Genomic DNA, 23524 nt, shown 5'->3' with positions numbered 1-23524 from the left:
AGTATTAATAATACGGGTACATAATGAAAATAATCATACTCGGTGCTGGGCAAGTTGGCGGCACACTCGCAGAAAACCTAGTGGGTGAACAAAACGAAATAACCGTAGTTGATATCGACGGTAACCGCTTGCGCGAACTGCAAGATAAATACGATTTACAAGGTGTTGCAGGCCACGGCGCCCACCCCGACGTGTTAAGTCGCGCAGGGGCTGAAGATGCCGATATGATTATTGCGGTGACCAGCTCAGATGAAGTTAACATGGTGGCATGCCAAGTTGCCTACAGTATTTTTAATACACCGACCAAAATAGCCCGTATTCGCTCTGAGCAGTATTTAAAATACCGCGAAAAACTCTTTCATAATGATGACTTACCTGTCGATCATTATATAGCCCCAGAAGCACTCGTTACTAAGTATATTCGCCGCCTAATAGACTACCCTGGCGCATTACAAGTACTGCAATTTGCCGATGGCATGCTCTCTTTAGTGGCTGTAAAAGCCTACTATGGCGGCTTATTGGTAGGCTATGCCCTATCTACACTTAAGCAGCATATTCCTAATGTTGAAACTCGGGTAGCCGCTATTTACCGCCAAGGTAAAGCGATAAAACCCTTAGGCACCACCGTAATAGAAGCCGACGATGAAGTATTTTTTATTGCCGCAACCAAACACATTCGTGCGGTAATGAACGAGCTACAAAAGCTGGAACGCTCGTATAAAAAAATCATGATTGCCGGTGGCGGTAATATTGGTGCAGGCCTAGCCCGTTCACTGGAAAGAAACCACAGCGTTAAGTTACTAGAGCGAAGTAAAGAGCGTGCCGAACAGCTTTCTGAAATGCTCGACAACACCGTGGTATTTTGTGGTGATGCATCCGATCAAGAGCTGCTCTCTGAAGAACACATTGAACAGGTCGATGTGTTCATTGCCGTTACCAACGACGATGAAGTAAATATAATGTCGGCTATGCTCGCAAAACGCATGGGGGCACAAAAAACCATGGTACTTATTCAACGAGGCGCTTACGTTGATTTAGTACAGGGCGGCGAAATTGATATTGCGATTTCACCACAACAAGCGACTATTTCTGCATTGCTGACTCACGTGCGCCGTGGTGATATTGTAAACGTGTACTCGTTGCGTAAAGGGGCTGCAGAAGCCATAGAAGCGGTTGCCCATGGTGATGAAAATACCTCTAAAGTGGTAGGTCGCGCAATTGCCGATATTAAATTGCCTGCAGGTACCACAATAGGTGCAATTGTGCGAAATGACGATGTACTGATTGCCCATGACGATACAATTATTTTGTCAGGCGATCATGTAATCATGTTCTTAATTGATAAAAAGCACATTAACGTGGTTGAAAAGTTATTCCAAGTTAGCGCTATTTTTCTATAATTAAACTGCTTGAGTTAAGTAATCAACAAACACAAAAAAGCCGCTGACTATTAAGCGGCTTTAGTGGAGTATGATGGGTTAATACTTATTGTACTCTTGCAAACTCTTCTTTAGAAAGTTCACCATTTCCGTCGGTATCTAAATCATCAAAAATGTTCATTAGTTGTTTATTAGCGGCGGCTTCCTGCTGGCTAATTACACCATCGCCATTACTATCAAAAGAGGCAAAATCTACCGCTGCATAAGCTGCTGATGATGACGCTAATACTAAAATCGCAAGTGTTGTGTTTAATGCTTTCATAATAAGTCTCCTATAAGAGGGAAATCCTTTTCTGAGATCCCTGTGCAATGAAAAAAGTCAAAAATTAAAAGTTTGCAAACTCAGCTTTAGAAAGCTCACCATTACCGTCAGTATCAAGCTCAGTAAATGCGGCTGTTAAATCAGCGTTTACAGCGGCTTCGCTTTGACTAATAGCACCGTTACCATCAGTATCAAGCATGTCAAAGTCGCTTGCTGCAAAAGCAGCTGATGAAGAAGCTAGCGCGATAAGTGCAAATGTTTTATGTAATGTTTTCATAATTTAATCCTTCAAAATGTAATGCAATGGTTTATCAAAAAATTGTGTCTGGCTATCACGGTCCTTGTTATTCTCTTTCATAGGCTTCCTTGCCTATTTAGGTTGTCTTTGGCAACTCAGAATATACTTAGCCTTGCCTTATGCTTTCGAAAATTCTTCTTTTGATAGCTCACCGTTTTGGTCAGTATCAAGCTCTGAGAACATGCTCATTAATTTTGCATCAACCGATGCTTCGCTTTGGCTAATAGCGCCGTTACCGTCGGTATCTAGTGTGTCAAAGTCGCTCGCTGCAAAGGCAGCTGATGAAGAAGCAAGAGCGATAAGTGCAAATGTTTTGTGTAATGTTTTCATAATGAGTATTCCTTAAAATCGTTTAAATAATCGGGGAGCTTTTAACTCCCAAAACTTTAATAGCTTAGGGTTATGCTTTAGAGAACTCTTGTTTTGATAACTCACCGTTTTGGTCAGTATCAAGCTCTGAAAACATGCTCATTAATTTTGCATCAACCGATGCTTCGCTTTGACTGATTGCGCCGTTGCCGTCAACGTCTAGCGTGTCAAAGTCGCTTGCTGCAAAAGCGGCTGATGAAGAAGCCAATGCGATAAGTGCTAAAGTTTTATTAATGCTTTTCATAATCTATCTTCCTTCAAAGTTTATGTTTTATGCGATTAAGTGTTTTACTTTAAATCACGTTTCGTTCAATACAGCCTGACTATTACAACTTCGATGCCAAAAATATAAAAACCATAATTTTCAATACATTAACCAGCAACTAGCTGAAAATGGCGCTATTTAACTCGTTATTTTGTTGCTTTTTAGCAACAGTAGATAAGGCAATAAAATTAAAACAATAAAAATCAAAGAGTTGAGTTTAGGGAAAACCCCACACAGTCGGTGAGCAACCGCTAAAAAAGAGGATTAAATAAACAAAAAGGAAGGTGAGTTGAGTTTAATTTTGTTATAAACAAAAAAATTAGAATAAAAAACATATTTAACTAATTGTTTTTAATGAATTTATAAAATAAATTTGAAATGGCTTTTAAAAATAACAACAACACATGGCTATTTGTTGCAAAAGAGCGAAAATGTTAGAGCTTGTTGATATTTTAGAATTGTAAAATGTTTAGCGTCGAAAGATAACAGGTCTTATACAATTTCAACTTCAAGTGCATTAGGGTCAATGAAGTGATCCCCCATCAGGGCTTTCATTTGCTCTTCACTGGCAAATAATCGAATTCCGCAATATATGCCCTTAGCATGTTTTTTCACACTGCATATTTGCCCTTCGTGCTTTGTATCTTCATCAAACACTACGATGCAACGCATATCTTTAATGTCGTCGATTTCTTGGGTTGTTTTAATATCAAACATAACACCCGTTAACGAAATATCTTTTATAACACCTTCAAAGGAAGGGCGATCATCCGATAATTTTAACTTGGCTGGAAACAGCGTCGGTATACGCGCTTGCGAGCGCAGTTCAAATAGCTGTACTTGTGAAGGATAGTCGATAAACAATAACTTAGCCGGGTGAGATGCTACAGACATAAGCTGCTGACGAAACGCTAAAACATGCCCACCACTGCCCTCTATAAGCGCTCTTACCACCACCATCACACCATCGCGTAAATAATCACTTGCCATGGGGAGCCGTTTTGCATTGGGGTAATTTAAAACAATAAACTTATTTTCTAATAAGCCTATAAACTCTGTTTTTACGCGTCGGCTACTCGTGGGGGTGAGGATTTCTAAATCAACTATGCCACCCGTGACGATTTGGTTTAACTTTTCCAAATTGGTTTTTCGCATATTTCCTTCCTGATATTTATAACGTTATCCACGCCAAAATGTTGGGGTAAATAGCACAAGTAAGGTAAATATCTCTAAACGACCAAATACCATTGCCACGGTTAATATCCATTTTGCAGTATCGGTAATAGCGCCATAATGAGAAGCAACATCTCCTAAACCAGGCCCAAGGTTATTTAAACACGCTGCCGTTGCTGAGAATGCCGTTATATTGTCTAACCCGGTGCCCATTAACGCTAACATAATAATAATAAAGACTAGTGCATAAGCCGAGAAAAACCCCCATACCGCTTCAACTACTTTATCTGGTAGCGCCTTTCGTCCTAACTTTATAGAGTATATAGCTCGAGGATGCACTAAGCGGTTTAGCTCTCGCACCCCTTGTAGATAAAGTAAAAACACGCGCACTACTTTCATACCGCCGCCAGTTGAACCAGCACAGCCACCAATAAAACTAGAGAATATTAATAAAATAGGTAAAAACAACGGCCAAGCAGAAAAGTTATCTGTGGCAAATCCTGCGGTGCTGCTTATAGATACAGCTTGAAACAATGCCTGATCGAGGGTTTCATCGCCATTGGCATAAACATCGTGAGATGAAAGTACCGTGAAACAAATCACCACCAGCGCGAGCTGAATACATAGAAACACTTTGAATTCAGGGTCACGAATGTAGACACTAATATTACGACTCGCTACAGCAGCATAATGCAGAGAAAAGTTAATGGCTGCGATAATTAAAAAGAACACACAAATAAAGTTAATTACTGGGCTATCAAAATGCCCCATTGAAGCGTCATAAGTAGAAAAACCACCAATAGCCACCGTAGAAAAAGCATGGCAAATTGCATCAAACCAATTCATGCCAGCGCTCCAATACGCCAAAGTACATGCAAGGGTAATAGACACATAAATATACCAAAGGTGTTTAGCGGTGTCGGCTATACGCGGGGTCATTTTGGAATCTTTAACGGGGCCTGGAATCTCAGCCCGATACAACTGCATACCACCTACGCCAAGCATTGGCAGGATTGCTACCGCTAATACAATGATCCCCATACCACCAAACCACTGTAATTGTTGGCGATAAAACAAGACCGATTTAGGCAGATACTCTATACCGGTCAGCACGGTAGCCCCTGTTGTGGTTAAGCCAGAAAAAGCTTCAAACACGGCATCGGCTAAAGAGAGGTTGGGTTCTTGTAAAAATACCAGCGGTAAGGAGGCAAACGCGCCTAGTACTAGCCAAAACAAAACCACGATTAAAAAGCCTTCGCGGGCTTTTAAATCGCCATGCTCATGCCTATTTGGGTAATAAGCCATTAAGCCAATAACAACACTGAATATAAAGGCTAAAACAAACGGCACCCCTCCACCATCTTTATAAATTAAAGACACTAGCGCTGGTGGCACCATAGTAATACTGAATAGCGCAACCAATTGGCCAAGAATTTTTATGATGGTACGAAATTGCATTGAGCGTATCGCTTTTTATTAGTAAATTAAAATAACTACTGTATGACTCGAAATTTAATGTTTAATCATTAAATGGGATGAATGTAAGACTATTACTCTTTGATTGTTAACTCAACTGCGCCGTGGCTTAAATCAAAAATATCTTTGATGGCTTGCTGCGCTTGGCGACTATCAATGGTAATAGTCCACTCAATATTTGCAGTAAACTGCTTTTCAATATTAAGTACCTGAAAGTTGGTTTTTAAGTATTGCTCTATCGCCCCTTGCATACTGTATTCACTAAAGCCCACCAGCTCAGCGCTCGGCACTTTCACCACGGTTTGTAGTTTTGCTAAGGCATTATTGAGTGAACCACCATAAGCACGCACCAGCCCACCCGTACCGAGCTTTATACCTCCAAAGTAACGTGTTACCACAGCGGTCACTTCACCTAAGCCTGAGCCCACTAGCACATTGAGCATGGGTTTACCGGCGGTGCCATTGGGCTCCCCGTCATCAGAAAAACCATAAACATGGCTGCCCCCTGGGTTACCTGCAACATGTGCCCAACAATTGTGACGTGCATCACTATATTTTTCTTCAATATTTTTAATAAAGGCTTTCGCAGCATTTAGATCGGGCGTGTGACCTATATGAACGATAAAGGTACTTTTTTTAATTTCTTCTTGATGAAATACAGCTTCGGCTGGGTATTTATATTCAGACATAGCACTTACTTAGGCTTTAATTAAAAAAATGGGGCCAAAAGGCCCCTTTGTATCCGTTTATTTTAGCGCGTATTGGCTAACTCGTCTTTATAAGGATTTAGTCGAGTAATAAATTACGCGTCATATTTTCTAGGCTATCTTCGTGAACAATAATATTGTCCTCGATACGAATACCGCCAAAAGGTTTAAACGCCTCGACCTTTTCCCAGTTAATAAACTGCTTATTGTCTGTTTGTGCTAAATCACCTAATAAAGAGTCAATAAAGTACAAACCTGGCTCAATAGTAAATACTTGGTTTTTCTCAATTAAGCGAGTACAGCGCAAGAATGGATGACCCTCTGGTGGCGCTTGATGTGCCCCTGTTTCATCACGCATAAAACCACCCACATCGTGAACCTGTGCACCTAAATGATGCCCTAAGCCATGCGGGAAGAAAGTTGAGGTAATTTGACGCTCAACAATTTCGGCTGCAGGTAGTTTAACAATATCAAAATCACTTAATAGCTGAGCAATACGGTTATGACAATCAATATGCAGATCGCCATACAGTAAACCTGGCTTTAAGCTTTTTCCTAACTCAATTTGATGCGCTGTCATAGCGTTAACTAAGTCAGCAAACTCACCCTGCTTTTTAAAGTCGTAGGTACGGGTAATATCCGCAGCGTAACCATTAAAATTAGCGCCCGCATCAATTAAAAATGAATTATGCGTTTGTGGTGCTTTTGGCTCAAAATGGGTGTAGTGCAAAATAGCGCAGTTTTCGTTAAGTGCCACAATATTGCCATATGGCATTTCGTTTTCACTTTGGCGCGTTGCCATTAAGTAAGCTTGCTGAATATCAAACTCGCTACCACCATTAAAAAACGCATCACGCGCTGCTTTATGGCCATCAACCGCAATACGGTTCGCATTACGTAAACACTCAAGTTCATATTGCGTTTTATAAGCACGGTGGTAATGAATATAGTTAAGTACTGGCTCAGGGTTCATAATACTAAAACCAAGTGCTTGTGCTACTTCGAGATACTCACCAATGTAGGCAAATTTAGCTTTATCGTAAGGTAGTAGCTTTTCAACCTGATCAGGTTGTAATAACAATTCAATATCGAAGTATTCTGCCCAAAAATCTCTTGGCTCATCAGGTACTTTATGCCAAAAATCAATTGGACGATAAAAAATAAGTTTTGGCTTATCGCTACCATTTACCACAATCCAGCAATGTGGATTATCAATAACCGGTAGCCACGCTTTAAAATGAGGGTTAACTTTAAACGGGTAATACATATCATCTAAAAATTGGCGCTTAGCTTGGCCTGAATGAATGACTAATCCTTCTAACCCTTCTTGCTCACAAATAGTACGTGTACGCTGCTGCAATGTTGCAATATGTTCGGCGTATAAAACGGCTAATTTTTCCATAATAAACCCATCTGTTAAATTTAACTTGCTTTGAGTCTACCACTTATACACAAAGCGCTCAAAAAAGAGGGATACGTACTGTGTAAATATCCCTCTGTGGTTGTAGATTTATTTTTACTATCCGCCCATCGTCATTTCTAATATGGGGGCTAGAAGGTTTCCCTCCCGACCAAGGCGAGTATGATAAACCTGCCGATAAGCAAATACATTTTTTACATAATCTCGGGTTTCTCTGTAAGGAATAAGTTCAACCCATAGCTCAGCCGGCATTGCTTCTTCTGGTAACCAACGCTTAATACGATGATACCCAGCGTTATAAGATGCTGTAGCTAACACCTCATTGCCGTGGTTTTTCTTTTTTAAATACTGTAAATAACGAGTCCCAAGACGAATGTTGGTTTTTGGTTGATACAAACGACGATTAGAAACCGTGCCTTTATTAATATACTTTGCCGTACTCGGTAATAGCTGCATTAACCCGCGTGCATTTGCATGGGAGCGCGCATCAGGTGCAAATGAGCTTTCGCGACGTGCAATAGCAATACTCCAAGTTAGGTCAATTTTGCTTCGCTTGCTGTAACGCTCAAACATTTCTTGAAATGCAAAAGGGAAACGCAAATCCACATAATCCCATGCTTTTATTTTTGCTAGGGTGAATATAGTACTATCAAACCAATCCAGCTCGGCTGCAAGTACCGACGCAGCTAATTTTTCATCATCAGCTGAGGTATCAGTTAAATAATTCCACTCGCGTCGAGCAGCAGTAAAGCGCTCTAATTCATACAGGGCTTTGGCACGCTTAAAGCCTGGCGCATTACTCACTCTTGTTACTAAAGCTTGATTTACATTAACGGGCAACTCATTTAAATCAACCGGTATGCCCAAACGCGCAGCGGCTAAAAAACCATAATAATCACGGTTAGCGGCCACTTTAGTCCAAATTGCCTTGGCTTTTTCATGATCTGCGCGTTTGTCATAACTATAAGCAAGCCAATACTGTTGCCCTAAGCTAAGATTTTCTTTACCTGTAAAAAATGCCGCAATTCCCTCCCAATCTTGGGTTTTGAGTAGATTAGCTAACTGCCATTGCATTAATTTACGATCTTGGCGCTCTTTGGGTACTTTATTTAAATAGAAGCTCGCTTGGCTATGGCCGCTCGACGCCAATGAAAGCGCAAAGGTATAATATACATCCGCTTTTTCATCATCAGTGTAATCAAATAACCCCTCAATTTTTTGCCATGCCTTTAATGCCAACTCTTTATCACGCCAAATTAAACGCTTAATACCATAAAGCGCTATTTCACCCTCTTTCACTGTTTTGCGCTTATAACGGTATAACCCCGCCGCTGCACTTGGGTCACGTCTTACTTTTGAGTATAAATCGGCTAAGTAGCGCTCATTGGCTGGCAACAATGTTTTTAAATAAGGCAGTAAACGATAAGACCCGCCTTGTGCCGCTAAAGTGACACGTTGCCAAACAACATCGGGCGTTAAATAACCATTTTGACGCCAGCGTTTAAAAAGGCCATCGCATTCACTTGGCTGCGACTCACCCACTGTCCATAAGTCGGTTACCTGATTGAGTATTGCTTTTTTAGGCGCACCAAGATCAAGCTGAAAAGTAAGGTGGGTACAAGTAAGCTCACTGTCAGAGGTTTCACGGTAGTTTTTAATAAACGCTGCTTTTTGATTTCTGCGTTTTAAATAGTTTAACCATGCTTTACGCACTGGCCACTCTAATGGCGTATGTTCATAAATAGTGAGAAAATTTTCTATCTCTGTTTGGTGGGCTAAGCTAGGGTAACGTTCCCAATAGGCTTTTTCAACATACGGTTTAAGCGGATGAGACAATGAATCCACCGCTTCTTTAAAATTTTGATAATTGCCATAGCGCGCCTGTTTTTCAGCGTCTAAAAATGCATCAATATCAGTTTTCGCGTTGGCAGAGGGGAAAGAGAAAAATAGAGTCGCTGCCGCTACGCTTAATAAGTATTTTTTCATAATGTCCTTTAGGGCATAGTAACCTTCAAGGCTGACGAAGTGTGGCGAAGAGTAAGTAAACAACAGCACATACACAGCTGTACTATTTATTCTAATAAAACCCAAGCCATGAACACTAAGACAGCGCAATAAAATGAATAAAGAAAACTTTCAAACCCACCTTAGCACCAAACCAGCTATATTTTAACCAGACGTTTGTAACCAAGATAAATTTTTCGTTGCATTTTTAATTTAAAGCAAGCACACTGGTCTGAATATGAACTCATCGTACCAGTCTTAGTTCATCAACTAGGGAGAATAATAATGTTATATAAAAGCGATTCCTTTGAAGTTAGCTTCGTGAAGGAAAACATCGCCGAGTTTAAGTTTTGTGCTACAGGTTCTGTAAACACATTATCTCAACAAACTCTTTCAGATTGCGCGGCAGCATTAAAAGAATTAGCCGCTAACGCTGATATTAAAGGCATGATTTTTACCAGTGATAAAGACCACTTTATTATTGGTGCAGATATCTTCGAATTTTTACCTACTTTTACTAAACCTGAAGCAGAATTAGTAACGTGGATCAAAGATGCAACTGACGTTTTTGATGCAATTGAAGATTTACCATTCCCAACACTAAGTGTTATAAACGGCTTGGCGCTTGGCGGCGGCTGTGAGTGGGCACTTGCTACCGATTATCGTGTTGCAAGTGACTCAGCAAAAATGGGTTTACCAGAAGTTAAATTAGGCATAATGCCTGGATTTGGCGGCACAGTGCGCCTTCCGCGCATTATTGGTGCCGATAACGCGATGATGTGGATCACCACAGGTAACGAAAATCGCGCAGCTGATGCCCTTAAAGTAGGTGCGTTTGACGCAGTAGTTAGTGCTAGCAAACTACAAGAGTCAAGTATAGCAACATTAGAATTAGCGATTGCTGGCAAGCTAGATTGGCAAGCAAAACGCGCTGTAAAATTACAACCGCTTAAATTAAACCGTGTTGAGCAAGGCATGAGCTTTGCAATGGCAGAAGGTATGGTAATGGGTAAAACCAAAGGCCACTATCCTGCTCCAGTTATGGCCGTTCGCACTATTAAAGCGGCAGCAAACTGCTCACGCGCCGAAGCAATGGCAATTGAAAATGCCAACTTTGCAAAGCTTGCTCGTACCAACGAAGCAGCCGCGCAAACAGGTATCTTTTTAGCGGATCAATACATTAAAGGTAAAGCACGTAAATTTGCTAAGCACAGCGATGTAGAAATTAAACAAGCTGCTGTATTAGGCGCAGGTATTATGGGCGGCGGTATTGCATACCAATCTGCTTATAAAGGTACACCAATCATCATGAAAGACATCCAACAGGATGCACTTGACTTAGGTATGGGTGAAGCGTCTAAGCTATTAGGTGCAAAAGTTAAGCGCGGCCATATGCCGATGGAAAAAATGCTAGCAACGCTTAGCAAAATCAAACCAACGCTTAATGATGCAGACCTACAAAACGCCAACATTATTGTTGAAGCGGTAGTAGAGAACCCTAAAGTGAAGCAAGCCGTACTTGCTGATCTTGAAAAGAATATGCCAGAAGGCACTGTGCTCACGTCAAATACATCGACTATTTGTATTGACCTACTTGCAGAAGCACTTGAAAAACCAGAAAACTTCTGTGGTATGCACTTTTTCAACCCAGTACCAAAAATGCCATTAGTAGAAATTATCCGTGGTGCAAAAACCTCAGATAAAACCATTAATGCCGTGGTTGATTACGCACTTAAACTAGGTAAATCGCCGATTGTTGTTAACGATTGCCCAGGCTTTTTTGTAAACCGTGTTTTATTCCCTTACTTTGCAGGCTTTAGCAAATTAGTGGTTGAAGGCGCTAACTTTGCAAAAGTAGATAAAGTCATGGAAAACGTATTTGGCTGGCCTATGGGTCCGGCTTACCTACTTGATGTAGTCGGTATTGATACTGCTTTCCATTGTACTGGCGTAATGGCAGACGGCTTCCCTGAACGTATGGCACGTGCAGAGAAAGATCCAGTGACTGTTTTTGCTAACGAAAAACGTTTTGGTCAAAAGAACAAAGCAGGTTTTTACAAGTATGAAACAGACCGTCGCGGTCGTCTTAAAAAATCGCATGACCAAACAGCGATTGAACTACTTGCACCAATTACAGACGCACCAAAAGAATTTGATAAACAAGAAATCATTGACCGTTGTATGATCCCAATGATCAACGAAGTGCTACTTTGTTTACAAGAAGGCATTGTTGCTTCTCCTCAAGAAGCTGATATGGCACTTGTATACGGTGTTGGTTTCCCTCCATTTAGAGGCGGCGCGTTCCGTTACTTAGATCAAACAGGTTTAGCTAACTTTGTTGCAGCAGCAGACAAATACGCTCACCTAGGTGCGATTTACCAAGTATCAGAGCAAACTCGCAAGTGGGCTGAAGAAGGCCGTGTTTTCTATAAGGTGGAAGGTTAATATCATGAATAATCCAGTAATTGTAGATTGTATCCGCACACCAATGGGTCGCTCAAAAGGCGGCGTATTTAAAAACAAACGTGCGGAAGACTTAAGCGCTCATTTAATGAAAGGCTTATTAGAACGTAATCCAGCAGTTGACCCTGCGTCAATTGACGATATTTATTGGGGTTGTGTACAGCAAACTTTAGAGCAAGGTTTTAACGTTGCTCGTAACGCATCTCTACTTGCAGGCATTCCACATTCAGTGCCAGCAACCACAGTTAACCGTTTATGTGGCTCATCAATGCAAGCATTGCATGACGCTGCTCGCGCTATTATGACTGGCGCTGGCGATACTTACCTAATTGGTGGTGTTGAACACATGGGCCACGTACCTATGACTCACGGTAACGACTTTCACCCTGGCTTAGCAACATCAATTGCACAAGCATCTGGCTCTATGGGTTTAACTGCTGAGTACCTTGCTACTATTCACGGTATTAGCCGTGAGCAACAAGATGAGTTTGCTTACCGCTCGCATCAACGTGCACATGCTGCAACAGTTGAAGGGCGTTTCCGCCGCGAAATTTTAGCAATGGAAGGTCACGATGCTGACGGTTCACTTATCCTTGTTGAAGATGATGAAGTAATTCGCCCTGAAACAACCGTTGAAGGCTTATCGCAACTTCGCCCAGTGTTCAACCCTGCTACGGGTTCTGTTACAGCGGGTACGTCTTCAGCACTTTCTGATGGCGCATCAGCTATGTTAGTGATGAGCGAAGAAAAAGCAAAAGAACTTGGCTTACCAATTCGTGCATATATTCGCGCGATGGCCGTTGCCGGTTGCGATCCATCAATCATGGGTTACGGCCCAGTACCAGCAAGTAAAAAAGCATTGGCACAAGCTGGTATTACTATTGATGACATCGATGTTGCTGAACTTAACGAAGCATTCGCAGCACAATCACTACCCGTACTTAAAGACTTAGGTTTAGCGGATGTGGTTGACGAAAAAGTGAATTTAAATGGCGGCGCTATCGCACTGGGTCACCCGCTGGGTTGTTCGGGTTCGCGTATTAGCACCTCACTTATTCACTTAATGGAAGACAATAACGCAAAATACGGTTTAGCGACTATGTGTATTGGTTTAGGCCAAGGTATTGCTACTGTATTTGAACGTGTTCAAGACTAATTAGTTTTTAACATGTAAAACCATCTTGGTGATTAAAAGGCGAACTAGCGCAAGTTAGTTCGCCTTTTTTATGCCACCGGCTTTTGCAGGTTTAAAATGAATAATGTGATCGGGTGCATTAAATTTATCTCAGATTATCTATTAATAAGTTGAGCTGTTTTGTTATACGTAAAATAGTTAACCAACAGCTTTATTTGCGCTAAACTACCCGACCTAACCAAGCCACGACTATTTTTACAGGTAATTTTTATGAGCTTTGATAACCCCGATCACCAATTAGATGCTATCGGCCTTCGCTGCCCAGAACCTGTGATGATGGTGCGCGCTGCAATTCGCAAAATGAGCGAGGGTGAAACACTGCTTATTATTGCCGACGACCCCTCAACTACCCGTGATATACCCAGCTTTTGTACGTTCATGGATCACACGCTAGTGGCTAAAGAAGTTGAAGAGTCACCATATAGATATGTGGTGAAGAAAGGGTTGTAAAGCTATCAGCTATCAGCTATCAGCTATCAGCTATCAGCTATCAGCTATCAGCTCAAAATAAAAATACCGTGTTTGTTAAATCAAGCACGGTTTTTTATTTTATCTTTAAACTAACGACTGACAGCTTTTAACTTACAGCTTTTACTTCTTCGTTATCGTCACTTGCGGCTCATCGTAGTCACTAAAATCAATGCTGACTATATACGACCCTTTAATCGCTGGTGTGTAACTAAAGTAGTTGTAAATAGTGCTGCAATCGGCGCGTGTTGATTGGCCAAGTGTTAGGCTTTGCCCTGATGGCTGTGAATCGCTGTAGCCACAGTTAAAACCTTCACTAAAATCCGCATCAGCTATTTTAAATTCGTACACTTTACCTGGGGTCGAAAACCTAACTTGAGCTTGATAAAGCGCAGGGCCGACTTTTTGAAATTGATATTGAGGTTCTGCATCCCATAATGTGAAATCCCCTCTTAAATAAATACTGCGATCCAATTCTTGCTGCGGCAACACGTCGTTAATTGAAATTTGGCTGGTACAAGCACTCAATAAGCCCACTAAGGCTAACGTGAAAATGCGTTTCATTGGGAGCATCATGGTGAATCCTCTATTAACTAATATAAATAAAACACTAAAAAGCCAGCATTATGCTGGCTTTTTTAATAGCTGTTAGCTGTTATTTTTGTAATACAGAAATATCTGCAATTTCTAAAAATAACCCACTTAACTGACTTAAAAGCGCAAGGCGGTTTTGCTTAACCGCTTCATCGTCGGCCATTACCATGACATTGTCAAAAAAGTTATCAACACTGTCACGAATGCCTGCTAATTGGCTTAATGCCTCTTGGTAGTTTCCATCGCTGTACAGTGGTGCTAAATCAGTGGCAAATTTTGCAACTTGCGCAGCCAATACTTTTTCTGCGTCGTCACTTAGTAAGCTCTGATCAACATCACCTTGCGTTGTAATGTTGTTTTTAGCCAGAATATTACTTACACGCTTATTAGCGGCTGCAAGCGATTCTGCGGCGTCTAGAGTGCGGAAATGGCTTACGGCTTTAACTCGGCGATCAAAATCAACAGGCTTCGTTGGACGGCGCGCAAGTACCGCTTGAATTACATCTACCTCAATGCCTTCATCTTGATACCAAGCACGGAAACGCCCTAGCATAAATTCGAATACATCGGTCGATACATTTAGGTTAGTCAGCTTTTCACCAAACAAGGTTTGTGATTTAGCAACCAGGTCTAAAATATCAAGCGGTAGCTGCTTTTCTACCATGATACGTAATGCACCAATGGCCGCACGACGAAGTGCAAATGGGTCTTTATCACCTTTTGGTGCTTGGCCTATACCAAAAATACCCACCAGCGTGTCAAACTTATCAGCAATAGCCACTGCACAGCTGATCAAACTCGTTGGTAAGTTATCGCCAGCAAAGCGTGGCATGTACTGCTCGTTTTGCGCAACAGCGACATCTTCAGCTTCACCGTCATGACGTGCGTAATGCATTCCCATTACACCTTGTACGTCTGTAAATTCCATTACCATTTCGGTCATTAAGTCTGTTTTACTTAATAGGCCAGCACGTTTTGCAAGGTCTTTGTCGGCGCCTAGTTGCTCTGCAATGTAGCCGGCAAGTTCGCTAATACGTACAGATTTATCTTTAAGCGTACCTAATTGCTTTTGGAATAAAACAGTATCAAGTGACTCTAAGCGACTTTCTAGAGTTTTCTTTTTATCTGTTTCAAAGAAGAACTGCGCATCGGCTAAACGTGGGCGTACTACTTTTTCGTTACCAGATATAACCACACTTGGATCTTTACTTTCGATGTTAGATACAAACAAAAACTTATTTAAAAGTTTGCCGTTTTGATCTAATAGCGGGAAGTATTTTTGATCGTCCTTCATGGTGTAAATTAGCGCTTCGGCAGGTACATCTAAAAATGCTTCTTCAAATGTTGCCGTTAACGTTACTGGCCACTCTACCAGTGAAGTAACTTCTTCTAATAAGTCTTCATCCATTGCAACAACCGCATTCACTGCGCTTGCAGCGTCTTCTATTTGTGAACGGATTTGCGCTTTACGCTGTTCGTAATCAGCAATAACGTAGGCTGATTTTAATACGTCAAAAACGTCGTCAGCATGGTTAATGGTAATTTTTTCTGGATGATGAAAACGGTGGCCTTGTAACTGATTAGTTACTTGCTTACCTAAAATTTCACCTTCAATAAGTTCATCACCAAATAAAATAGTTACGGTATGAACTGGGCGAATAAATTGTGTTTTATTCGCGCCCCAACGCATTGGCTTAGGTATTGGCAGCTTTGCTAACGACTTTGCAATGGCATCGCTCATCAGCGTTTTAGTGTCTTGCCCTGCTACTTTAGCAATATGTAAAAGCCAAGCACCTTTGTCGGTTTCAAGAGTTTGTGCTTCACTTACGTCAATACCACAACCACGTGCCCAACCCATTGCTGCTTTAGTTGGGTTACCTTCGCTATCGAACGCCGCTTTAGTTGCAGGGCCACGCTTTTCTACTTCTTTATCTTGCTGCTTTGCTTCTAATGCTTTTACTTGCAAGCCTAAACGACGAGGCGATGCATACCAGCTTACGCCTTCATGCCCAAGTTCTAATGTTTCAAGCTCTGCAGTTAAGTTTGCGGCAAAGGCTTCTGCTAATTTTCGCAGTGCTTTTGGTGGCAGCTCTTCGGTGCCAATTTCTACTAATAAATTTTGTGCTGACATGCTTACTTATCCTTACACAGCGGGAAACCAAGCGCTTCACGTGCATCGTAATAACTTTGTGCACACGCTTTTGATAACGCTCGAACGCGCAAAATATAACGCTGACGTTCGGTTACTGAGATTGCATGGCGCGCATCGAGTAAGTTAAACGCGTGCGATGCTTTCATTACTTGCTCGTAAGCAGGTAGTGGTAAATTTGCTTCAATTAGCTTTTGGCTCTCAGCTTCACACTTATCAAACTGTGCAAATAAGTCATCTACGTTTGCGTGTTCAAAGTTGTAAGTAGATTGTTCTACTTCATTTTGATGGAATACATCGCCGTAAGTTACACGCCCTAATGGACCGTCTGCCCATACTAGGTCGTAAATACTGTCTACGCCTTGAATGTACATTGCTAAACGCTCTAGGCCGTAAGTAATTTCACCGGTTACAGGAGAGCACTCTAAGCCCCCTACTTGTTGAAAGTAAGTAAACTGCGTTACTTCCATACCGTTTAGCCAAATCTCCCAACCTAAGCCCCATGCGCCTAGTGTTGGCGATTCCCAGTTATCTTCTACAAAGCGTACTTCGTGAGTTAGGGTATCAATGCCCATCGCTTCTAGTGAGCCTAAGTAAAGCTCTTGAATATTATCTGGTGATGGCTTTAAAACTACCTGAAATTGGTAGTAATGTTGTAAGCGGTTTGGGTTTTCACCATAGCGGCCATCGGTAGGACGGCGACACGGTTGTACGTATGCGCTCGACATTGGCTCAGGGCCAATAGATTTTAAGAATGTTTGCGGGTGAAATGTCCCTGCGCCCACTTCCATATCAAGTGGTTGAATAATGACACAGCCTTGCTGCGCCCAATAATCCTGTAAAGCCAGGATCAAACCTTGAAAGGTTTTAACGTCATATTTTTGCATATTTGGCTTTTTACTATCTGAAAGTAGCGTGAAAATTACCCTCAGTATACCTTGTGCACACGCAGGTTTTAAGCAGTTTGTGCGGTTGTTAAAATAAAAAAGGAGCCATTAGGCTCCTTTTAAGATGTAAGTATAATTTTTTACACGTCTAAGTTAACTACGCGAAGTGCGTTGGTTTCTATAAACTCACGACGAGGCTCAACTTGATCGCCCATTAATGTTGCAAACAATTGATCTGCCGCTACAGCATCTTCAATTGTTACTTGTAACATACGACGAGCGCTAGGATCCATTGTGGTTTCCCACAGTTGGCTAGGGTTCATTTCACCTAATCCTTTATAGCGCTGAATATAGATCCCGCGCTTAGATTCTGCGATCAACCATTCCAAAGCATCCACAAAGTTATCAACAGGTTTTGTTTTCTCACCACGTTGAACATAAGCGCCTTCTTTTAAGATGTTAGCGATCTTCGTACCAGTAACGGCAATGCGTTGGTAGTCGCGCGAGGCGATAAAGTCGTAATGTAATACGTGTGCTTTATCCACACCGTGCTGACGAATATTCACAACCGGGAAGTACAAGTTGCGCTCTGCATCATGCTCTGTTCCAGCGTGGAAAATTGTTGCATCTTCATCACGTGCTACTAAGTCGTCAACTAACTCTTTAGTCCACTCAATTACTTTAGCTTCGTTAGATAAGTCTTCAACTTTTAACTCGCTTTGGTAAATTAAACGCTCCATTACCGTATTAGGGTATTTACGTTTTAAGCGCTCAATTACTTTAACTGTGTTTTGGTAATCTTGTACTATTTGCTCAAGCGCTTCACCTTCAATTGCACTTGCATCTTCGCTTGTGTAAAGCGCTGCATTATTTAGTGCAAGTGATGTTAGGTAATCTACAAGTGCAGGATCATCTTTAATATAACGCTCTTGCTTACCTTTTTTCACTTTGTAAAGTGGTGGCTGTGCAATGTAAATGTAACCACGCTCAACAATTTCTGGCATTTGACGGTAGAAGAATGTTAGTAGCAATGTACGAATGTGAGAACCATCCACGTCCGCATCGGTCATGATAATGATGCTGTGGTAACGTAGTTTTTCTGGATCATATTCATCACGGCCAATACCACAACCTAGGGCTGTTATTAGCGTTGCTACTTCTTGTGAAGAAAGCATCTTATCAAAGCGTGCTTTCTCTACGTTCAAGATTTTACCTTTAAGTGGCAAAATTGCTTGGTTTTTACGATTACGACCCTGCTTGGCTGAACCGCCAGCTGAGTCACCCTCCACTATGTATAGTTCAGATAATGATGGGTCTTTTTCTTGGCAGTCAGCTAATTTACCAGGTAAACCTGCTAAATCCATAGCGCCTTTACGACGAGTCATTTCACGGGCTTTACGGGCCGCTTCACGTGCTCGTGCTGCATCAATAATTTTACCAACAACAATTTTGGCATCCATTGGGTTTTCTAATAAGAAATCAGAAAACTTTTCAGCCATTGCTTGCTCAACCGCAGACTTAACTTCGCTTGATACTAGTTTGTCTTTAGTTTGTGATGAGAACTTAGGATCAGGTACTTTAACACTTACAACCGCTGTTAAGCCTTCACGCGCATCATCGCCCGTTGCATTACTGGTTGTTTTAGCTTTTTTGTTAAAGCCTTCTTTTTCCATGTAGTTATTAAGTGTACGTGTTAGCGCAGATCTAAAGCCGGCTAAGTGAGTACCACCATCACGTTGTGGAATGTTATTAGTAAAACAGTAAATGTTTTCTTGGAAGCCATCGTTCCACTGCATTGAAACTTCAACGCTAATACCATCTTCTTCACGCTCGTGAGTAAAGTGGAATACACCTTTATGTACTGGTGTTTTATTGCGGTTTAAGTATTCAACAAACGCTTGAATACCGCCATCATATTTAAAGTGGTCGGTTTTATTTTCTTCGCGTTCATCAGATAAGATGATGCTTACACCAGAGTTCAAAAACGATAGCTCGCGTAAACGCTTAGCTAAAATATCATAATGAAAATCAAGGTTTGTAAATGTTTCGCCACTTGGCCAAAAACGCAGTTCAGTACCCGTAGTGTCAGCATCGCCAATAACAGCTAATGGAGCGTTAGGTACGCCCATGCTGTATGTTTGCTCGTGTAATTTGCCTTCGCGACGAATAGTAAGAGTTAGTTTTTCTGATAATGCATTTACTACCGATACACCAACACCGTGTAAGCCACCTGATACTTTATAAGAGTTATCATCAAACTTACCACCGGCATGAAGTACCGTCATGATAACCTCGGCAGCAGACACACCTTCTTCTTCATGGATAGAAGTTGGGATACCACGACCGTTATCTCTTACAGAGACTGAACCGTCTAAGTGAATCGTTACATAAATATCATCACAATGACCTGCTAAGGCTTCATCGATAGAGTTATCAACGACCTCAAACACCATGTGGTGTAAGCCTGTGCCATCATCGGTGTCCCCTATATACATACCAGGACGCTTTCTTACTGCATCTAATCCTTTAAGTACTTTAATACTCGACGAATCATAATTCTCAGACATGGTTAATCCCACTTATCTTGTTATTAGGTTGCCATGTTTCACGTGGAACATTTTTAGTTCTCGTTGCATGGGTTCCACCACAGCAGAAATACTTTCAGATAAAATTGAAGAAATAAATATTTGAGAACTACAGTGAGTCAATAACTGGCCCACTTTCTCTTTTGTATCTTCGCTTAGTTCTGAAGGTAGATCATCTATTAGCAATATTGATTGCTTATCTGTCTCTGACTCAATTAAGCTATTTTGCGTTACTTTTAACGCATACAACAATAACTTTAATTGCCCGCGTGAGAATACATTCTCAACACTGCTGCCAGCGACACTAAAACTAAAATCAGCCTTATGAGGGCCTTTACTTGTAAAGCCTTGGCGAGCATCTCGCTCAAAACTTTGCTCTAACGCATCACAAAGAGATTCACTCTCTTTCCAGCCCGCATTGAAGCTAATTTCTAAATCGCGTATTAGCGTTAATTCTGCACACATTTTATCAAAAAATTGCTGCTTAAACCTAGTTATATACGCGATTCTTAATTTATTTATTTGTTCAGCCAGTCTAACAAATTCTTTGTCCCAAAACTTGATTTGGTCAAAATAATTCTTAGGCTTAGATTTTAATAAGGCATTGCGTTGTTTAAGCACTTTATTAAACGATTGCCATAAGAAAAAAAACTCATGTTCCACGTGGAACAAACCTAAGTCTAAAAATTTTCTGCGCTCCTTAGGACCGCCAAAAAATAGTGAGTAGCTTTCTGGTGTTATTATTTGTACCGGCATTAACTGGGCAAGTTCAGATACTTTTCGACTCGCCTTACCCTGGATTTTTAAATTGGTTTCACCCGCTTGGGTTTTACTAATACCAATAGGGATAGATAAATCGTATAACGCTTTGCGGCCATGAATAACAAACTGATCTTGCTGGTGTGCAATAATACTTTTATGTTTAGAAGTTCGAAAAGATTTGCCGTGAGAAAGGTAATATATAGCCTCTAAAAGGCTGGTTTTTCCGCTGCCGTTTTCACCATAAATTATATTAACGCCATTAACTGGTTCTAGCGTCAGCGCCTCAATATTACGAAAATATTTGAGGCTCAAATGACTTAAGCTCATTATGTATTTATAATCTTATAAACGCATAGGCATAACGACGTACATCGCTTCTTCATCGCCTGCACCTTCTATTAGTGCACTGCTATTTGAATCGGCAAGTGTAAATAACACATCTTCAGTTTTTAATGTATTTAATACATCAAGCACGTAAGACACATTAAACCCTATTTCTAGGTCATCGCCCTCGTACATTACTTCAACTACTTCTTCCGCTTGTTCTTGCTCTGGGTTGTTAGCCGTAATTTTTAATAAACCGTTTGATAAATTTAAACGTACACCACGAAATTTTTCGTTCGATAAAATCGATACGCGTTGAAATGCATTACGTAACCATTCTCTGTTTGCTGTAATAACTTTATCGCCACCGCGTGGTAAAACACGACGGTAATCAGGGAAACGGCCATCAACTAATTTACTCGTAAACGTAAATTCAATATCAATAATACGAATGTGGTTAGCACCAAACTGAATAGTCACTAACTCTTGGTCGGCAACCATTAGGCGCATAATTTCTTGCACGCCTTTGCGCGGTATAATTAATTGGCGCTGTGTATTTAATGACTGACCTAGTTGCTTTTGTGCAATCGCTAAACGGTGCCCATCAGTGGCGACTGTTTTTATATCGCTGTTATCAACTTCAAACGACATGCCGTTTAAGTAATAACGTACATCTTGGTTTGCCATTGAAAAGTGCGTGCTTTCAAGTAATTTACGTAACTCTAAACGCGTTAGTTGAAATTCAACTTCACCATCCCACTGCTCTAAATTAGGAAAATCTTCAGCCGCTAATGTGGTCAATGAAAAACGACTTTTACCACTGGTTAAAAGTAGCTGATGGTCTTGCAAGCTTAAAGTAAGATCAGAACCATCCGGTAAACTTTTACAAATATCGAGTAATTTTTTAGCCGGTAATGTGAGCTTGGTATCGGCAACATCATCACCTACAAACACGCTCGCCACTAATTCAATTTCAAGGTCGGTCCCTGTCATTGAAAGCTGGCCATTTTCTACCACGAGTAATACGTTAGATAAAATGGGTAACGTATGCTTACGCTCTATGGCACCCGATACTTGCACCAATGGTTTTAAAAATTGTTCTCTTGATATTGTTATTTGCATAATAAAGTCAGCCCTAAGATGACAATGTTCTTATTAAATTTTGGTAATCTTCTTTAATCTCGTGGCTTTCGTCACGTAATGATTTAACTTTGCGACACGCGTGCAGTACTGTTGTATGGTCACGCCCACCAAAGGCATCCCCAATCTCAGGTAAGCTGTGATTAGTGAGTTCTTTAGATAATGCCATGGCAACTTGGCGCGGCCTTGCTATAGAGCGACTGCGGCGCTTAGACAGTAAATCAGACACACGTATTCTATAGTATTCTGCTACCGTACGTTGAATATTGTCTATGGTGACTAGTTTATCTTGCAGTGCGAGTAAATCACGCAGTGCTTCTTTTACAAAGTCGATAGAAATTGGGCGGCCGGTAAAGTTTGCATTAGCAATTACACGGTTTAAAGCCCCTTCAAGTTCACGTACGTTTGAACGTAATTTTTTAGCGATAAAAAATGCCACTTCATGCGGTAAATTAATTTTACTTTGCTGAGCTTTTTTCATCAAAATGGCAACGCGTGTTTCAAGCTCTGGCGGCTCAATCGCGATAGTTAATCCCCAACCAAAACGAGATTTAAGGCGATCTTCAACCCCTTCTATCTCTTTAGGATAACGGTCAGAGGTTAAAATAATTTGCTGGTTACCTTCTAATAATGCATTAAAGGTATGAAAGAACTCTTCTTGTGAACGTTCTTTATTAGCAAAAAATTGAATGTCATCAATCATGAGTGCATCAACACTGCGGTAATAACGCTTAAATTCTTCAATCGCATTATTTTGCAGTGCTTTAACCATGTCTTGCACAAAGCGTTCTGAATGCATGTAGACAATTTTAGCATCTGGCTTATTGGCCATAATACCGTTGCCTACCGCATGTAATAAATGCGTTTTACCTAAGCCCGTACCACCGTAAATAAAAACAGGATTAAATGCAGAGCCAGGATTATCTGCTACCTGAGTGGCAGCCGCTTTTGCTAATTGGTTAGATTTACCCTCAACAAAACTGTCAAAGGTATAGTTTTCTTTAATGTTTGATTTATAACCCGATTTAGGAGCGGGCTCAACAACTGGTTTTTGTTCTCGAGGTTGTTGTTTTGCCGTTGCTTGCGTACTTGGTGCTGATTGTGTTTCAACTACCGGCGCAGCTTGTGCATTTAATAGCGGCTTGCTGCCTACATCAAAGCGTAATTCAGGGGCTTCTACACCACAAATTTCAACCAGTAACTCATTTATTCTATTTAGGTATTTTTCTCTTACCCAATCAAGTACAAAACGATTAGGCGCATAAATCGTCAAGGTATCTTCGGTACTTTCTGCTTGAAGTGGTCTGACCCACATACTAAATTGCTGCGAAGGCAATTCATCTTGCAATACATATAAACAACTTTGCCAAACCGACAGATACACAGTAAAACTCCCAGAGATATAATTTTTATTCCCGCACATCAATAATGATTCAAAAATCACACCTGTATTGCGTTTAAATGGCTCAATAAGCAGCCCAAGACCGACTATTATGAATGCACTTTATCCACAAGTAAAAGATTGATTTTTATAAAATTGTTGA

20 protein-coding genes are annotated in these 23524 nt (G+C 41.0%); 4 read left to right on the top strand and 16 right to left on the bottom strand.

Features of this window, described 5'->3' with window-relative positions; genetic code table 11:
* Window positions 1-23 precede the first annotated feature (23 nt).
* Complete coding sequence (gene trkA, locus PTET_RS00100; RefSeq protein ID WP_008112933.1) at window positions 24-1400, top strand: Trk system potassium transporter TrkA; 1377 nt, start codon at window positions 24-26, stop codon at window positions 1398-1400.
* A gap of 85 nt (window positions 1401-1485) precedes the next feature.
* Here trkA and PTET_RS00095 read toward each other — a convergent pair whose 3' ends face one another.
* The 9 genes from PTET_RS00095 to PTET_RS00055 all read right to left on the bottom strand — a co-directional run bounded on the left by PTET_RS00095 (window position 1486) and on the right by PTET_RS00055 (window position 9395).
* On the bottom strand, window positions 1486-1701 hold the full coding sequence (locus PTET_RS00095) for an EF-hand domain-containing protein (protein WP_016900039.1): 216 nt from the start codon (window positions 1699-1701) through the stop codon (window positions 1486-1488).
* Window positions 1702-1765: 64 nt separating this feature from the next.
* The gene (locus PTET_RS00090; RefSeq protein ID WP_013463660.1) at window positions 1766-1978 is read right to left on the bottom strand and encodes an EF-hand domain-containing protein; all 213 of its coding nucleotides are present in this window, start codon (window positions 1976-1978) and stop codon (window positions 1766-1768) included.
* A gap of 138 nt (window positions 1979-2116) precedes the next feature.
* Window positions 2117-2329, bottom strand: a complete 213-nt coding sequence (locus PTET_RS00085; RefSeq protein ID WP_013463659.1) for an EF-hand domain-containing protein — start codon at window positions 2327-2329, stop codon at window positions 2117-2119.
* Between the two features lie 70 nt (window positions 2330-2399).
* Window positions 2400-2612 carry an EF-hand domain-containing protein gene (locus tag PTET_RS00080; protein ID WP_013463658.1) on the bottom strand — a complete coding sequence of 71 codons (213 nt, stop codon included), beginning with the start codon at window positions 2610-2612 and terminating at the stop codon, window positions 2400-2402.
* A 513-nt stretch (window positions 2613-3125) separates the two neighbouring features.
* Entirely contained in the window at window positions 3126-3788 is a 663-nt protein-coding gene (locus PTET_RS00075) for a flagellar brake domain-containing protein (RefSeq protein WP_013463657.1), read from the bottom strand.
* Between the two features lie 24 nt (window positions 3789-3812).
* Window positions 3813-5264, bottom strand: a complete 1452-nt coding sequence (locus PTET_RS00070) for a TrkH family potassium uptake protein (protein ID WP_013463656.1) — start codon at window positions 5262-5264, stop codon at window positions 3813-3815.
* 92 nt (window positions 5265-5356) lie between these two features.
* Window positions 5357-5971 carry a YigZ family protein gene (locus PTET_RS00065; RefSeq protein ID WP_016900036.1) on the bottom strand — a complete coding sequence of 205 codons (615 nt, stop codon included), beginning with the start codon at window positions 5969-5971 and terminating at the stop codon, window positions 5357-5359.
* A gap of 97 nt (window positions 5972-6068) precedes the next feature.
* Complete coding sequence (gene pepQ, locus PTET_RS00060; protein WP_013463654.1) at window positions 6069-7391, bottom strand: Xaa-Pro dipeptidase; 1323 nt, start codon at window positions 7389-7391, stop codon at window positions 6069-6071.
* 117 nt (window positions 7392-7508) lie between these two features.
* A complete protein-coding gene (locus tag PTET_RS00055; protein WP_013463653.1) occupies window positions 7509-9395 on the bottom strand; it encodes a lytic transglycosylase domain-containing protein in 1887 nt (628 codons plus the stop codon).
* 303 nt (window positions 9396-9698) lie between these two features.
* On the opposite strand from PTET_RS00055, the gene fadB reads away from it, so the two are divergent.
* The 3 genes from fadB to tusA all read left to right on the top strand — a co-directional run bounded on the left by fadB (window position 9699) and on the right by tusA (window position 13521).
* Entirely contained in the window at window positions 9699-11858 is a 2160-nt protein-coding gene (gene fadB / locus PTET_RS00050; RefSeq protein ID WP_096038055.1) for a fatty acid oxidation complex subunit alpha FadB, read from the top strand.
* Window positions 11859-11862: 4 nt separating this feature from the next.
* Window positions 11863-13032 (top strand): acetyl-CoA C-acyltransferase FadA, encoded by a 1170-nt coding sequence (fadA, locus tag PTET_RS00045; RefSeq protein ID WP_033102898.1) that lies wholly within the window; start codon window positions 11863-11865, stop codon window positions 13030-13032.
* A 249-nt stretch (window positions 13033-13281) separates the two neighbouring features.
* Window positions 13282-13521 carry a sulfurtransferase TusA gene (tusA, locus tag PTET_RS00040; RefSeq protein ID WP_028834902.1) on the top strand — a complete coding sequence of 80 codons (240 nt, stop codon included), beginning with the start codon at window positions 13282-13284 and terminating at the stop codon, window positions 13519-13521.
* 141 nt (window positions 13522-13662) lie between these two features.
* Here tusA and PTET_RS00035 read toward each other — a convergent pair whose 3' ends face one another.
* The 7 genes from PTET_RS00035 to dnaA form a co-directional block, all read right to left on the bottom strand.
* A complete protein-coding gene (locus PTET_RS00035; RefSeq protein ID WP_096038894.1) occupies window positions 13663-14112 on the bottom strand; it encodes a hypothetical protein in 450 nt (149 codons plus the stop codon).
* 82 nt (window positions 14113-14194) lie between these two features.
* The gene (glyS, locus tag PTET_RS00030; RefSeq protein WP_096038054.1) at window positions 14195-16264 is read right to left on the bottom strand and encodes a glycine--tRNA ligase subunit beta; all 2070 of its coding nucleotides are present in this window, start codon (window positions 16262-16264) and stop codon (window positions 14195-14197) included.
* Between the two features lie 2 nt (window positions 16265-16266).
* The gene (glyQ, locus tag PTET_RS00025; protein ID WP_004588055.1) at window positions 16267-17169 is read right to left on the bottom strand and encodes a glycine--tRNA ligase subunit alpha; all 903 of its coding nucleotides are present in this window, start codon (window positions 17167-17169) and stop codon (window positions 16267-16269) included.
* Window positions 17170-17309: 140 nt separating this feature from the next.
* Entirely contained in the window at window positions 17310-19736 is a 2427-nt protein-coding gene (gyrB, locus tag PTET_RS00020) for a DNA topoisomerase (ATP-hydrolyzing) subunit B (protein ID WP_096038053.1), read from the bottom strand.
* Window positions 19737-19748: 12 nt separating this feature from the next.
* Window positions 19749-20843, bottom strand: coding sequence for a DNA replication/repair protein RecF (gene recF, locus PTET_RS00015; protein ID WP_028834900.1), 1095 nt, complete (start codon window positions 20841-20843; stop codon window positions 19749-19751).
* 15 nt (window positions 20844-20858) lie between these two features.
* Window positions 20859-21962 carry a DNA polymerase III subunit beta gene (gene dnaN, locus PTET_RS00010; RefSeq protein WP_008112965.1) on the bottom strand — a complete coding sequence of 368 codons (1104 nt, stop codon included), beginning with the start codon at window positions 21960-21962 and terminating at the stop codon, window positions 20859-20861.
* 13 nt (window positions 21963-21975) lie between these two features.
* Window positions 21976-23364 carry a chromosomal replication initiator protein DnaA gene (gene dnaA / locus PTET_RS00005; protein WP_008467048.1) on the bottom strand — a complete coding sequence of 463 codons (1389 nt, stop codon included), beginning with the start codon at window positions 23362-23364 and terminating at the stop codon, window positions 21976-21978.
* Window positions 23365-23524: the final 160 nt, after the last annotated feature.

Source organism: Pseudoalteromonas tetraodonis (genome assembly GCF_002310835.1).
GTDB classification, from domain to species: Bacteria; Pseudomonadota; Gammaproteobacteria; order Enterobacterales; family Alteromonadaceae; genus Pseudoalteromonas; species Pseudoalteromonas tetraodonis.
The sequence above is the reverse complement of the archived record's forward strand: the minus strand, read 5'-3'. Positions and strand labels throughout refer to the sequence as shown.